This is a genomic window from Solilutibacter silvestris (assembly GCF_050574925.1).
Lineage (GTDB): Bacteria > Pseudomonadota > Gammaproteobacteria > Xanthomonadales > Xanthomonadaceae > Solilutibacter > Solilutibacter silvestris_A.
The window spans coordinates 1,002,682-1,016,099 of sequence record NZ_JBCMOO010000002.1 but is presented as its reverse complement, the minus strand read 5'-3'; the positions used below and the strand labels follow the sequence as shown (position 1 = coordinate 1,016,099).

General features: G+C 66.0%; 12 protein-coding genes. 8 read left to right on the top strand and 4 right to left on the bottom strand.

The genetic code is table 11. The features are described from left to right. Positions 1-185 precede the first annotated feature (185 nt). The 7 genes from ABE093_RS05330 to ABE093_RS05300 are packed head-to-tail and all read left to right on the top strand — an operon-like array spanning position 186 to position 7,250. On the top strand, positions 186-1,649 hold the full coding sequence (locus ABE093_RS05330) for a DNA polymerase Y family protein (protein WP_430759795.1): 1,464 nt from the start codon (positions 186-188) through the stop codon (positions 1,647-1,649). Between the two features lie 43 nt (positions 1,650-1,692). Then, positions 1,693-3,216 (top strand): ArnT family glycosyltransferase, encoded by a 1,524-nt coding sequence (locus ABE093_RS05325; protein WP_430759794.1) that lies wholly within the window; start codon positions 1,693-1,695, stop codon positions 3,214-3,216. Next, positions 3,213-4,379 carry a phosphatase PAP2 family protein gene (locus ABE093_RS05320; RefSeq protein ID WP_430759793.1) on the top strand — a complete coding sequence of 389 codons (1,167 nt, stop codon included), beginning with the start codon at positions 3,213-3,215 and terminating at the stop codon, positions 4,377-4,379. The genes ABE093_RS05325 and ABE093_RS05320 overlap by 4 nt, the downstream gene beginning before the upstream one ends. Positions 4,380-4,394: 15 nt before the next feature. Next, positions 4,395-5,315, top strand: a complete 921-nt coding sequence (gene prmA / locus ABE093_RS05315; RefSeq protein WP_430759792.1) for a 50S ribosomal protein L11 methyltransferase — start codon at positions 4,395-4,397, stop codon at positions 5,313-5,315. Between the two features lie 5 nt (positions 5,316-5,320). After that, positions 5,321-5,875 (top strand): DUF3426 domain-containing protein, encoded by a 555-nt coding sequence (locus ABE093_RS05310; RefSeq protein ID WP_430759791.1) that lies wholly within the window; start codon positions 5,321-5,323, stop codon positions 5,873-5,875. A gap of 47 nt (positions 5,876-5,922) precedes the next feature. After that, positions 5,923-6,189 carry a DNA-binding transcriptional regulator Fis gene (fis, locus tag ABE093_RS05305; protein ID WP_430759790.1) on the top strand — a complete coding sequence of 89 codons (267 nt, stop codon included), beginning with the start codon at positions 5,923-5,925 and terminating at the stop codon, positions 6,187-6,189. 11 nt (positions 6,190-6,200) lie between these two features. Further along, on the top strand, positions 6,201-7,250 hold the full coding sequence (locus tag ABE093_RS05300) for an NAD(P)-dependent alcohol dehydrogenase (protein WP_430759789.1): 1,050 nt from the start codon (positions 6,201-6,203) through the stop codon (positions 7,248-7,250). Here the strand turns inward: ABE093_RS05300 and ABE093_RS05295 are convergent. The 3 genes from ABE093_RS05295 to ABE093_RS05285 all read right to left on the bottom strand — a co-directional run bounded on the left by ABE093_RS05295 (position 7,240) and on the right by ABE093_RS05285 (position 11,090). Continuing rightward, positions 7,240-7,962 carry a DUF3142 domain-containing protein gene (locus tag ABE093_RS05295; protein ID WP_430759788.1) on the bottom strand — a complete coding sequence of 241 codons (723 nt, stop codon included), beginning with the start codon at positions 7,960-7,962 and terminating at the stop codon, positions 7,240-7,242. The two genes, ABE093_RS05300 and ABE093_RS05295, sit on opposite strands and share 11 nt — an antisense overlap. A gap of 8 nt (positions 7,963-7,970) precedes the next feature. Then, positions 7,971-10,136 (bottom strand): hypothetical protein, encoded by a 2,166-nt coding sequence (locus ABE093_RS05290; protein ID WP_430759787.1) that lies wholly within the window; start codon positions 10,134-10,136, stop codon positions 7,971-7,973. 78 nt (positions 10,137-10,214) lie between these two features. Beyond that, positions 10,215-11,090 carry a pirin family protein gene (locus ABE093_RS05285; protein ID WP_430759786.1) on the bottom strand — a complete coding sequence of 292 codons (876 nt, stop codon included), beginning with the start codon at positions 11,088-11,090 and terminating at the stop codon, positions 10,215-10,217. Between the two features lie 111 nt (positions 11,091-11,201). On the opposite strand from ABE093_RS05285, the gene ABE093_RS05280 reads away from it, so the two are divergent. After that, positions 11,202-12,107, top strand: a complete 906-nt coding sequence (locus tag ABE093_RS05280) for a LysR family transcriptional regulator (RefSeq protein WP_430759785.1) — start codon at positions 11,202-11,204, stop codon at positions 12,105-12,107. Positions 12,108-12,122: 15 nt separating this feature from the next. On the opposite strand, the gene ABE093_RS05275 is transcribed toward ABE093_RS05280, so the two are convergent. Next, positions 12,123-13,412, bottom strand: a complete 1,290-nt coding sequence (locus tag ABE093_RS05275; protein ID WP_430759784.1) for an AAA-associated domain-containing protein — start codon at positions 13,410-13,412, stop codon at positions 12,123-12,125. Positions 13,413-13,418: the final 6 nt, after the last annotated feature.

Sequence of the window (13,418 nt, the reverse complement as noted above, 5' to 3'; positions counted from 1 at the left end):
CTACATGGACGTATTCACGGCGTGTCGGCGGCTGCAGACAACCGCGATAGGCGCACAGCCGGGCGAGCTTTGTCGCGAACCCTGCGACGCGCGTCGCGCAGCATCTTCCGTTAGTAGAACCGTGAAATTCGCAGCCGTCGCGGAGACGCGCGGCGCGGATACTGCGGAGCCAGACGGATGCTGTCATGACGCTGCGTTGCCTCTTCGTCGATTTCAATTCCTACTTCGCCTCCGTCGAACAGGAGGACGATGCGGATTTGCGTGGGCGGCCGGTCGCAGTGGCTCCGGTCATGACCGACAGCACCTGCTGCATCGCCGCCAGCAACGAGGCCAAGCAGTTCGGCATCCGTACCGGGACACTGGTGCGCGAGGCGCGCGAGCGCTGCCCGGAATTGCTGGTGGTGCCGGCGCGGCCGGCGCGTTACCTGCAGGTGCATACCCGGCTGATGGCCGCGATTGCCGATTGCATCCCGCATGGCACGCCGGGATCGATCGACGAAGTACCGTGCTGGCTGATCGGGCGCGAACGCCAGCGCGACAACGCGATCGCCATCGCGCAATCGATCAAGCGCCGCATCGCCGACGAATTCGCCGCAATCCGTTGCTCCATCGGCATCGCGCCGAACCAGTTCCTGGCCAAGACCGCGTCCGACATGCAGAAGCCGGATGGCCTGATCGTGCTGGAGAAGGAGGATCTTCCCCACGCCCTGCACGGATTGGAACTGCGCGACCTGTGCGGGATCGGTGCATCGATGGAGGCGCGCCTGCTCGCCGCCGGCATCGACAGCGTGGAAGAGTTGTGCGCGGCGCCGAAGGATCGCCTGCGCGCGGCCTGGGGCAGCGTCGAGGGCGAGCGCTTCTGGATGCAGTTGCGCGGCATCGAGGTCCCGGATCGCAAGACCCAGCGTGGCTCGATCGGTCATTCGCATGTGCTCGACCCGAAACTGCGCGATCTCGAAGGCATGCGCGCAGTGCTGTTCAAGTTGCTGGCGAAGGCGGCGATGCGCCTGCGCCACGAGGACGGCGGCTATCTCGCGCGCGGGCTGCAATTGCATGTCCGCTTCGTCGGCCTCGACGACCGCTTCAGCCCGTCGGTCGAATTCGCGCCGATCGACGACACGCCCAGCCTGCTGCACCAGCTGGCGAAGATGCTCGCGCCGCTGGAGCGCGCGGCGGCGAGCGGGCGCTGGAACGTCAAGCGCAATCCGCCGCTGTCGGTCGCGGCGACGCTGGTCGGGATCGAACTGCGCAGCAAGCGCAGCGGCGAACTGATCGCGACGACGCGCAGGCGGCAGTCGGTGACGGAAGTGCTGGACAAGGTCAATCGCCATTTCGGCAACAACGCGCTCTATGTCGCGGCGATGCAGACGGCGATCGAGCACGACGCGGCGCCGATGCGCATCCCGTTCTCGCACCTGCCTGACGCCCAGCTCGAGGAGGACGTGCGCACCCAGGCGCATGCCCACGCCGAAGAGCTGGTACGCCTGCGCGAACGCCAGTTCAAGGTGCTCGCCGAGTCTGCGCACAAACAGGCGCAGGCGAAACAACGCGCGCCGGCCATGTCCAGCCCTTCCGGCGCGACGCCACGGATCCGCGTTCCGACCCGCGCAGCAGCGCCGCCTTCTCCCCAGCTGGGACTGGGATTCTGAGCGCCTGCGGTATCCTTGCGCCTTTCCAACGGCGCCTCCCCACGTGAGCGTTTCCACGTCTTCGCCATTCGAGCAGGAAGAGGCGCGCATCGCGCCGTGGCTGATCCTGCTGGTGATCGGCACCCTGTTGTACCGCATCGGTTTCGTCTGGGCCCACGACTACAGTCTGTTCGTCGACGAGGCGCAGTATTGGCTGTGGTCGCGCGACCTCGCCTTCGGCTACTACTCCAAGCCGCCGCTGGTGGCTTGGCTGGTGCGCGCCAGCACGATGTTGCTCGGCGATGGCGAGCTCGGCGTCAAATTGCCGGCATTGCTCGGTTACCCGATGGCTGCGCTCGGCCTGTATCGACTCGGTACGGCGATGAAGAACGCACGTACCGGCCTGATCGCCGCGGCGCTGTTCCTCGGCATGCCGGGGCAGGCGCTGGGCGGCTGGGTGTTGTCGCCGGATGCGTTGCTGCTGGTCGCATGGTCGTGGGCGTTGTGGCTGTTGTGGATGGCGCGCACGCAAGGGCAGCTGAAGTGGTGGATCGGGCTGGGCGTGGCGATCGGCCTCGGCGCGCTGGCGAAATACACCATGCTGGTCTTCGTGCCGATGGCGGCGTGGGTGCTGTGGCGCGGTCGCGATGCCGTCCCGGTACGCGGCAAGGGGCCATGGATCGCGCTGGCGATCGTGCTGGTATTGATCGCACCGAACATCGCCTGGAACATCCAGCATCATTTCGAGACGGTGCGCCACACCGCCGATCTCACCAATGCCAGCAAGGCCGGCCTGCACTTCGGCCACTTCGGCCAATTCCTCGGCGCGCAATGGGGCATCTTCGGCCTGCTGTCGTTTCCGCTGCTGGCGATGCTGATGTTCCGCGATCGTGGCGACAACGCGCGCTTCCTCGCGCCGTTCACCATTCCCTATCTGCTGGTGATGCTCACCCTGTCGCTGGTGACAGCGGCCAATGCCAACTGGGCAGTCACTGCCTACGCCGCCGGCAGCGTGTGGCTGGCGTTGTGGCTGGACGGACGCAAGCCGGCATGGGCATGGAGCGTGATCCTGCTCAACTTCGTGCTGCAGCTCGGCATCCTCCATTACCGCGATATCGGCGCCAGGCTCGGCCATCCGCCATCGCGCAGCGGCAACGACCTCTACGCGCGCGTGCTCGGCTGGCGCGAACTCGGTCGCGCGCTGCAACCGGTGACGCAGGAGCAGGGCGGCTTGCCGATCCTGTCGTCGGACCGCATGTTGTTGGCGGAACTGACTTACTACGTGCAGCCGCATCCCTATCCGGTGGCGGCGCTCGATGTCGATGGCCGCATCACCAACCAGTTCGAGATGGATACCGCGCGCCGCGGCCTGCCGCAGGAAGCGCTGTGGGTGGAATTCGTCGGCGGCCAGGATGGGTCGCATGCTTCGGCGAACGACAGCGTTGTCGCCGAACCGGCGGCATTGAGCAAGGCCTATGAGCGTGTCGCCGAACTCGGCGTGATCCGCGTGCAGCGCATGGATGCACCACCGCGCATGGTGCAAGTCGTTCGCGTGCGCCGCCACGTCACCACGGAGCCACTGCCATGACGAGTCCACGGTTGCGGGCATGGTTGCCGTGGATCCTCCTGGCGATCGCCGCAGTGGCATGCACCGTGCCGTTCTGGATGAGCGATCTCGACATCCGCGCCGCCGCGCACTTCCATCATCAAGCGCCCTTCGAGCTCGGTTACGACGCTTCGTGGCCGATGGGCAACAAACAACCGTACAAGGCGCTGTATGCCTTCGGTTCGGCGCTGTCGTGGCTGATCGTGCTGGCGTCGATCCTCGCGTTCGCGGTGCCGCGCTGGCGCAAGCATCCTCTGGTACGCAAGATGGCGCTGACCTCGCTGGCGACGGTCGCGCTCGGCACCGGCCTGCTGGTGAACGGCATCGGCAAGGACTACACCGGACGCCCGCGTCCGCGCACGCTGCAGGAATTCGGCGGCCAGGCGCAATATCGTCCGCCGCTCGACCTCGGCACGCCCGGCGTCGGCAAGTCGTTCCCGTGCGGACATTGCTCGGTCGGCTTCGCGGTCGGTGCGATCGGTCTCACGGTGATGGCCGCGCGGCCCACGCTCGGCGTCGCGATCATCGTCGGTTCGTTCCTGCTGGGTGGCGCCATCGGCAGTGCGCGCATGGCCGCCGGCGCACATTTCCTTTCCGACGTGCTGTGGTCGGGCATCCTCACCTGGGCCGCGGCGCTGACATCGCATGCATTGATCTCGGGGCAACGCGCGCGTGCCTGGGTATCGCGCTGGCCACCGTGGCTGGGCTATGCCTTGCTCGGCGTGTTGATCGTCGTGGTCATGGCCGGATTGCTGTTTGTGCGGCCGTTCCACAAGCGCATCGACGTACGCATGCCGTTGGCGGCGGATTCCAGCTACGTGCTCAAGCTGGAAAGCGCCGCGCTCGACGTGCGGGTCGATCCCGCGCAGGCCGATGCCGTGCACCTCCAGGGCGAGGTCAAGGGCGTCGGCTTCCCCAATGTGCGCGTGCGCGAGGATGACAGCAGCGATGCGACGTCACGCGTGCATGCGATCCGTCATACGGGGCAGGCACGCGAAATCTTCGCGCCGATGGTGCTGAGCGTGCGTCCGGAAGCGGTGCCGCATCTGCGGGTGGAGATCGATCGCGGCTCGGTGCGACTGATCGATCCCGCGGCCTTGCGCGCGGCGCAGATCCACGTCCAGGTCGAAGACGCGGCGGAATAACGGCAGAATAACGGCATGCCCTGGCTCGAACTCACATTGCCCTGCACGCTGGCCGAACAGCCGCGTTGCGAACGCGCGCTGGAAGATCTCGGCGCACTCTCGGTGACGATGCAGGACGCCGATGCCGAAACCGCCGACGAACAGGCGATTTTCGAGCCCGGCGTCGGCGAGACGCCGCTGTGGAAGCAGATGACGCTGACCGCGTTGTTCGACGCCGACACCGACGCGCTGGCCCTGCTCGCCGCGCTCGAGAGTTTCGATCCCGGCCTGCACTGGGACCAGGCAGCCTTCCGCAAGATCGAGGACCAGGACTGGGAACGCGCCTGGCTCGACCAGTTCAAGCCGATGCGTTTCGGCGGGCGCACCTGGGTGGTGCCGTGGAATCACGACGTTCCCGCCGACGCCGGCGCGGACGCCGCGATCATCCGCCTCGATCCCGGCCTCGCTTTCGGTTCCGGCACCCATCCGACCACCGCGCTGTGTCTGGAATGGCTGGATACGCTTGCCGCGCAAGGCCTGTTGCAGGGTCGCGACGTCCTCGACTTCGGCTGCGGCAGCGGCATCCTCGCATTGGCGGCGATCAAGCTCGGGGCCGCGCGCGCCGACGGGATCGACAATGATCCCCAGGCGATCATCGCCAGCCATGACAACGCCGAACGCAATGGCGTCGCCGCGCAGTTGCAGGCGGTATTGCCGGATCAGGCGTCGGCACGCCGCTATCCGGTGGTGGTCGCGAACATCCTGGCTTCGGCGCTCGATGCATTGGCGGAAACGCTGGTCGGCCATTGCGAGCCCGGGACGCGCATCGCGTTGTCCGGCATTCTCGCGGGACAGGAAGATGAATTGCTGCAGCGTTATGCCGCATGGTTCGATGAACTGCAGGTGGCGCGCCAGGACGACTGGATCCGCATCGACGGCGTGCGTCGCGCACAATGACGGACATGTCCGATTCCGCAACCCCGCGTTTCGCGCGCGACGTCGTCGCCGAAGCAGCGCCGCAGTACCTGCCGACGCCGCGCTGGGCATGGCCGGTGGCGTTCGCGTTGTTCGTCCTGCTGCTGGTGCAGATTCTGGTGGGGGGACGCGCCGCGTTGGCGAACGATGCCTCGACGCGGCCGTTGGCCGTCACCGCATGCCGGGTGCTCGCCTGCACCGTGCCGGCATGGAGCGATACCTCGAGCCTGAAGATCGTCGACCATCGCATCCATGCGGCGCCAGACCGTCCCGGCGTGCTGGTGGTGGAGGCGAGTTTCCGCAACGATGCGAACTGGCCGCAGGCGTGGCCATTGCTGCAGCTCACGCTATCCGACATCAACGGCGTGCCCGTGGCGCAAGGACGGTATGCCGCGACGCAATACCTGGCAGGCACGCACGGCGCGACGATCGGCAGCGGCCAGACCGCCACCGTCCAGCTGAATGTGACGGATGCGCCGCAAAAAGCGGTGTCGTTCGATTTTGCCCTGTTGCCGCCGGCAGACGGCACAAACACGCGCTAGACTCATCAGCCGCTGGTGCAGCGTGCGCGCCTGATTCGACAACCCCCGTGTCCGACCGCCAAGACCAACTCCGTCATCCGCGTACGCCGCTGCGCGATCATGTCGCTTCCTCCATCAGTCGCTACCTGCGCGACCTGGACGGGTCCGGCGTGAGCGACCTGCACGCGGTCGTGATGCGCGAGGTCGAAGTGCCGTTGTTCGTGGAAGTGTTGAGTCATTGCGACGGCAACCAGAGCCGCGCCGCCGAGATGCTCGGCATCCATCGCGCGACCCTGCGTAAGAAGCTGCGCGAATACGGCATCGACAACGGCTGAGGAGATTTCGCATGACCACCCGAGCCTACGGCGTCCACGCCGCGGACAAGTCTTTCGAAGCGATGGACATCGCGCGCCGCGAACCCGGTTCGCACGACGTGCAGATCGAGATCGCATATTGCGGCATCTGCCATTCCGACCTGCACACCGCGCGTTCGGAATGGGGCGGCACGCGTTACCCCTGCGTACCCGGCCACGAAATCGTCGGCACGGTCAGCGCGGTCGGTGGCGATGTCACCAAATTCAAGGTCGGCGATACCGTCGGCGTGGGCTGCATGGTCGACAGCTGCCAGCATTGCGCGGCCTGCGACGAAGGTCTTGAGCAGTATTGCGAGAACGGTTTCGTCGGCACCTACAACGGGCCGACCCGCGACGCGCCCGGCCATACCCTCGGCGGTTATTCGCAACAGATCGTCGTCGACGAGAAGTTCGTGCTGCAGATCCGCCATCCGCAGGAACAGCTCGCCGCGGTCGCGCCGCTGCTGTGCGCCGGCATCACCACGTATTCGCCGCTGCGCCACTGGAAGGTCGGGCCGGGCAGCAAGGTCGGGATCGTCGGCATCGGCGGGCTCGGCCACATGGGCGTCAAGCTGGCGCACGCGATGGGCGCGCATGTCGTGGCGTTCACCACCTCGGAAAGCAAGCGCGCGGATGCCAAGGCGCTGGGCGCCGACGAAGTGGTGGTGTCGCGCAACGCCGACGAGATGAAGGCGCACGCCAACAGCTTCGATTTCATCCTCAATACCGTCGCCGCCAGCCACGATCTCGACGCGTTCACCGCGTTGCTCAAGCGCGATGGCACGATGGTGCTGGTCGGCGTGCCCGAACATCCGCATCCGTCGCCGAACATCGGCAACCTGATCTTCAAGCGACGCGCGATCGCGGGCTCGTTGATCGGCGGCATCGCCGAGACGCAGGAAATGCTGGATTTCTGCGCCGAGCACGGTGTGGTTTCGGATATCGAGATGGTCAGCGCCCAGGACATCGACAAGGCCTACGAGCGCATGCTGAAGAGCGACGTGAAGTATCGCTTCGTGATCGACAACGCGACTATGGGTTGACCAGGAACACCACGTAACCGCGAAAGTTCGGATTCGCAGCCAGTTCGGACGGCGCGCGCCATTCACCGCCTTGCACCAGCCCGACACGAAACGGGATCGGGAAGCCGCGCATGCGTTCGAGATATTTCCCGTAGCCGGGAATGGTGGCGCGGCCCTGGTAGGTCTGCACCACGACTTCATCGACGACACCGGCCAGTTGCGCGAGTTGCGCGGGATCGCCGTTGGCGCTCCAGTCCATCAGCCCGGTGATGCCGAGTTTGGTGTCGCGAGGCAGCCGCGCGCGCAGGTCGCGCAGGAAACCGGCGTAGCGATCGAGGTGGCGGGTACGCGCGTCGAAATCCAGCTGCACGCCGACGACGCGATTGCCGTTGCCGCGCCAGCGTGCGATGTCGCCGCGGATGGCGGGAATGACCTCATCCGACCATGACAGGGTGTCGGCGCGATAGACGAGCCAGGCATCGGCGTGCGCGATCCGCGGGGTCGCCGCAAGACGCCGCTGCAGATGCGCAGGTTCCCCACCGATGATCTCGGCTTCAAGCAAATAGAGCGTGCGGGCATGGTCGAGCACCGGCTGCGGCTGCACACCGGCCCACAGCCAGAACGCATCGAAGTCCTCTGCACGCACCACGGCATCGGGCGTACGTGCGCAGCCAATCAATGCAAGGCACAGCGCGCAGGCAGCGATTGCTGCAGCCAGTGCGCGAGGCTTCATTGTCTTCGTTACCAGTAATGCTCCACCGTAGACGCCCAGTGCGAGGTCTTGTAGGTGGTCTTGAGCAGGGTGAACCAGCGCTTGCGTTCCGCGGTCGGGACATCGTCGCCACCGCAGTCGTTGTTGCCGCTGGGCGCGTAGCAGCGGATCGCGCGCACCAATGCATAAGCGCGATCGTCGCTGGCTGCGTTGGCATCGGCCATCACCCGGCGGTAGATCGACTGGCGATCATTCTGGTTCCCAGGGAACAGCAATGGCGTGGTGCCGAGTTGCTGCTGCGAAGTCGACAAGGATTTGCGCCACTCGCGCTCCTGCTTTTTGGGTGCGGCCAGCGGAATGTGATCGAAGCCGTTGAGTCGCAGGAATTCGCCGAGGCACAAGCCGGCGCGCGGGTCGGCAGGCGTGCGGGCGAGCGTCGTCGTGATCGCGGACAGCGCCGGGCAGGTGTAGCCCTTGTCGTTGCCGGCCCAGCGGAACACGCCGAGCGACGGTGCCGGATACAACAGCTGGTAGCTGTCGGCGAGCGGCTTGGTGTCCGCGGGAACGCGCGGCAGCCATTCGTTGAATTGCGCATAACGCCCGCCGATCAGATCGCGATAGAGCAGCACGAACAGCGCGACACTGCGTTCGCTGGACGGAATCTTGGTGTTCGCGGCCTGTTGCTGCAGCAACTCCGGTCCGGCGACGTTTTCCAGCAGGATGCGGCGAATCGCGGGATCGTGCACCTGGCTGTCGGCGGCGAACACCTTGTCCAATGCCTGATGGCGTTCGTCGTGGAGCGCCAGCGCCAGTTCCAGCGTCTGTCGCTGGTAGGCGCGGGTCGCGACCGGCAGCAGCTTCATCAGGCCCTCGCGCACGCCGGGCTGGCCGAGATCATCCATCGCCATCAGGCGCAGCAGTTGCGTGCTGAATTCGACATAGCCCATGCCCTTGCGCGGTTCGCCGGCAGGCAGCAGCTTCAAGACCTGCGTCGGCTGGTTCTGCACGTGATAGACATGCACGGCTTGCAGGTAACGGAACAGCGCCGGGTCATTGGAAAACACCGCTTGTTGCGCGGCCAGTTCATCCGCCGGCAGGTACAGCTTGGGATCGGTCTTGCGCTCAAGGCGCATGCGCCAGAGATCGTCGATGGCGAGCAGCAGCGGATCGCGTGTGGCGAGCGGCTTGGTCGCGCCGTTCTGCGTGGTCGGCAACAAGCGGATATCGATTTCGTTGAGCAGGTCGACGAAGGCCGCACCATTCCCGCGTTGCGCCAGTGCCGCGGCATAGACGTTCGCGGCAGTGGCGTCGTTGCCGCCCAGCCATTCGACACGGCGCATCAGCCCGATGGCGGACACGGCATAGGCGCCGTTCGGATACGACTTCAGATAACGCTGCATGCCATCTCGGGCGCGCGCCAACGCGGTTCGATCCACTTTTGCAGTGTCGAAATTTCCGTAGTCGCCGAAGACATTCAGCTGGGCGATGTTGAGGTCGGTGCGCGCCAGCATGTAGGTCGCGGCTTCACGCACCCACGGCTGCTTCACTTCGGACAGCGACTGGAAGGCGGGACGCGCGGCGCCGGGATCGGGGCCGTAGAAGACCGCCGCACTCATCAGGTAGGCGGCGAAGGTCTTGCCGCTCGCGCCCTGCATCTTGCCGAGTACGCCATCGAGCAGCGCCGCGGTCTTGCCGGGATCGCCGCAAGCAGCGGAGACCTGGGCGCGTGCATCGCCGAGCGATTTGCGCTCGTCGCCACTCAGCCCGGTGTCGGCCTGTAGTGCCTGCCGGAAGCGGTCGGCGCCGACGCTGTTGCTGACGCAGCGACCGCTGGAGTTGTCGGTCGTGCCGGAACCCGTCGAACTGTCGTCATTGGCTTTGACCGCATCGTTGCCGGTCGCGCTGGACAGCGCCGACCACGACAGCATCGCCGCGGGAACCGGAGTCCCGGAATCCGACGCCTCGTTCTTGATCATCGCCGGTTGCACGCGACCGCGATCGGCGAGCAGCAGCAACATGTTGAGGCGGGTGTCGTTGCCCGGGCTGATCAGCACCAGGTCGCTGCAAGCTTCATAACCGCGGTGGTGCAGCGCCGGTTGCGCGTTGCAGCCGCTGTCTCCGCTGGCATGCGCCTGCGTGCTTGCTGCAAGCAGACCGAGGGCCAGCAAACTGCCGGCACAAGCGTGTTTCGACATCGTTGGCTCTCCCCATTGCCCAGGCCGCAAGTCTACTGCGCACATGGGCAATGGGAATGCCCTTCCAACGTGTTTCGATCAGTGCATCTGGCCGAACTTGCCGGTGTTGAAATCGCGGATGGCTTCGGCGATCTGCGCTTCGGTGTTCATCACGAACGGACCGTAGCCAACCACCGGTTCGTCGATCGGTTCGCCGGCGAGCAACAACACCTTGGCGTCGCTGTTGGCTTCGATCGTCAGGCCGCTGCCTTCGGTCGACAGCGTCGCCATCTGCGCTTCGCGCAACACCGATTCGCCGTTCACCTGCACGGTACCGGCCAGCACCACGATCAGCGTGGTCCAGCCTTCCGGCTGCGGCAACTCGACCGTCTTGCCGGCGGCGATGCGCAGGTCCCAGACATTCATCGGGGTGAAGGTGCGCGACGGCCCCTTCGATCCTTCGTAATCGCCGGCGATCACGCGCACGGTCCCTGCGTCGTTCGGCAATGCGCGCGCGGGAATCTGCGCATCAGTGATGGCCTGGTAACCGCCGGGCGCCATCTTGTCGCGCGCGGGAAGGTTCACCCACAGCTGCACCATCTCGAACGGGCCGCCGGTGCGGCTGTATTCGTGCGAATGGAATTCCTCGTGGAGGATGCCGCCGCCGGCGGTCATCCACTGGACGTCGCCACGGCCGATCACGCCGCCCTGTCCGGTGGAGTCGCGATGCTCGACTTCGCCGTCATAGACGATCGTGACGGTTTCGAAGCCGCGATGTGGATGCTGGCCGACGCCACGGCGATAACCGGTGTTGGGCGGGAATTCGGTGGGCGCGGCGTAGTCCAGCATCAGGAACGGACTGCGCTGGGCGACGCCCGGACCGCTGTAGCCGAACATGCCGTGGACGGGGAAGCCGTCGCCGACCCAATGCCGGCCGGGGGCGCTGGTGGTGCCGAGGATCTTCTTCATGTTCATGGAATGCTCTCTTGTGGATTCGGTGGAATCACCGATTGCGCACAGGCTAATCCCGCAACGATCCGGCGAATAGTCGCCATAATTCGCCCATATCGTCCTATGATTGGAACGATGCAGGACCTCAACGACCTCTACTACTTCGTCCAGGTGGTCGACCACGGCGGCTTTGCCCCGGCCGGGCGGGCGCTGGGCATCCCCAAGTCCAAGCTGAGCCGGCGCATCGCCCTGCTGGAATCGCGGCTGGGCGTGCGCCTGATCCAGCGTTCCAGCCGCAAGTTCGCGGTGACCGAGCCGGGCCAGACCTATTACGGCCATGCCCGCGCGGCGCTGGTGGAAGCGCGCGCCGCCGAGGAAGCGATCCAGCGCGACCAGGCCGAGCCGCGTGGTGTGGTGCGGATGAGTTGTCCGACCACGCTGCTCGATGCCCAGGTCGGCGCGATGGTCTCCGATTTCCTGCGCCTGTATCCGCAGGTCGAGTTGCATCTCGATGCCACCAATCGCCGTGTCGACGTGATCGGCGAGGGCGTCGACATCGCGATTCGCGTACGACCGCCGCCCCTGGAGGATTCCGATCTGGTGCTGCGCGTGCTGGCGACGCGCACGCAGTGCCTGGTCGCGAGTCCGGTCTTGCTGGCGCGACTCGGCCAGCCGTCAGCGCCCGGCGAATTGATGAACTACCCGAGCATGGATCTCGGGCTGCCGCAGAACCTGCACGTCTGGGACCTGCATGGTCCCGATGGCGAGCATGTCGCCATCCACCATCAGCCGCGCTTCGTCACCCGCGGGATGCTAGCGCTGCGCGATGCCGCGGTCGCCGGCGTCGGCGTGGTGCAGTTGCCGAAGATGGTGACGCAGGAACTGGTGGCGCAGGGCCGCCTGCAACACGTGCTGGAAGGCTGGGCGCCGCGCGCGGAAATCGTGCACGCGGTATTCCCGTCGCGCCGCGGCTTGCTGCCGTCGGTGCGCGCGCTGATCGATTTCCTGGTCGAACGCTTCGCCGCGATCGAAGCGGATTGAGTGGTCCGGGCGTTCTCAGCCCGGATCCTCCAGCGAGAACATGTCGGCTTCATCGTCGTAGGCGAAGTATTCGGCGTAACGCCCCCAGCTCGTGATCGCTTTCAGCGTCGCCTCGGCGTATTCGTCCGACATCGAATCTTCCAGTTCGTCGCGGAAGCGCAAGGCCGATGCGCGATGGCTGGGGCGTTCGTCCAAGACCCGGCGGATGTGCGCGGCCAGCGGAACATGCGCGGCCAGTTGCTGGGCGAACATGCGCTTGCGTTCGTCCACTTCGCTCTCGGCAAACCGCAGGCCCGCGGCAGTCAGGCGGATGTCGCCGCCTTCCAGCTCGGCGAACCGCAGCAGTTGCAGGGTTTCCGCGATCGGGAACAATTCGTCGATCTCGAGTTGCAGGCTGGCCGCCAGCGGTGGCAGGTCGGCATGGCCGTGGTAGGGCTCGGCGGCGACCGCTTCGATCAGGCCGGCCAGCACGTTGCTCGACACGTGCGGCAATTCCATGGCGATGCCGACGCCGGGGAAGATGCCGTCGCGCGTCGGTGTCGTCCGCGCCGTCATGCGCGCGTAGATGTCCTCAACCAGGGCACGGAATGCGGGATCGAGGCGATTGCGCGGCTGCGGCAGGTTGACGCGGATTTCGCCGATGACGCGGCCGGGGTTGGAGCCGAAGATCACGATGCGATCGCACATCAGCACCGCTTCCTCGATATTGTGCGTCACCATCAGGATGGCATCGATCGGCATGCGTCCTTCCGACCACAGGTCGAGAAGATCGGTGCGCAGGTTTTCGGCGGTGAGCACGTCGAGCGCGGAGAACGGCTCGTCCATCAGCAGGACCTTGGGATGCACCACCAATGCGCGGGCGAGGCCGACGCGTTGGCGCATGCCGCCGGACAATTCCTTCGGATAGGCATTTTCGTAACCGTCGAGGCCGATCAGGTCGATGGCGGCGAGTGCACGCGTGCGGCGCTCGGCCACCACCATGCCGCGCGCTTCCAGCCCGATCTCCACGTTTTCCTGCACGGTGAGCCAGGGGAACAGGGCGAAACTCTGGAACACCATCGCGATGTCGCCGGCCGCGCCTTCGAATTCGATCACGCCTTCGCTGGGCTGGACCAGTCCCGCGATCGAGCGCAACAACGTGGACTTGCCCGAACCGGAACGCCCGAGCAGGCCGACGATTTCGCCGCGATGCAGTTCGAGATCGACCTTGTCGAGCACCAGCAGGGCTTCCGGGCCGCCCTTGTCGTAGAGCTTGCGCACGCCGCGCACGGACACCAGGGGAGCAGTTTGGAGGGATGCGTTCATGGGATT

What these genes read in the sequence shown, in the direction of transcription:
- ABE093_RS05285 (WP_430759786.1), bottom strand. Translation starts at nt 11,090, where the DNA reads ATGAACATGAAGAAGATCCTCGGCACCACCAGCGCCCCCGGCCGGCAT.
- ABE093_RS05320 (WP_430759793.1), top strand. Translation starts at nt 3,213, where the DNA reads ATGACGAGTCCACGGTTGCGGGCATGGTTGCCGTGGATCCTCCTGGCG.
- ABE093_RS05290 (WP_430759787.1), bottom strand. Translation starts at nt 10,136, where the DNA reads ATGTCGAAACACGCTTGTGCCGGCAGTTTGCTGGCCCTCGGTCTGCTT.
- ABE093_RS05275 (WP_430759784.1), bottom strand. Translation starts at nt 13,412, where the DNA reads ATGAACGCATCCCTCCAAACTGCTCCCCTGGTGTCCGTGCGCGGCGTG.
- ABE093_RS05280 (WP_430759785.1), top strand. Translation starts at nt 11,202, where the DNA reads ATGCAGGACCTCAACGACCTCTACTACTTCGTCCAGGTGGTCGACCAC.
- ABE093_RS05310 (WP_430759791.1), top strand. Translation starts at nt 5,321, where the DNA reads ATGTCCGATTCCGCAACCCCGCGTTTCGCGCGCGACGTCGTCGCCGAA.
- ABE093_RS05295 (WP_430759788.1), bottom strand. Translation starts at nt 7,962, where the DNA reads ATGAAGCCTCGCGCACTGGCTGCAGCAATCGCTGCCTGCGCGCTGTGC.
- prmA (WP_430759792.1), top strand. Translation starts at nt 4,395, where the DNA reads ATGCCCTGGCTCGAACTCACATTGCCCTGCACGCTGGCCGAACAGCCG.
- ABE093_RS05300 (WP_430759789.1), top strand. Translation starts at nt 6,201, where the DNA reads ATGACCACCCGAGCCTACGGCGTCCACGCCGCGGACAAGTCTTTCGAA.
- ABE093_RS05330 (WP_430759795.1), top strand. Translation starts at nt 186, where the DNA reads ATGACGCTGCGTTGCCTCTTCGTCGATTTCAATTCCTACTTCGCCTCC.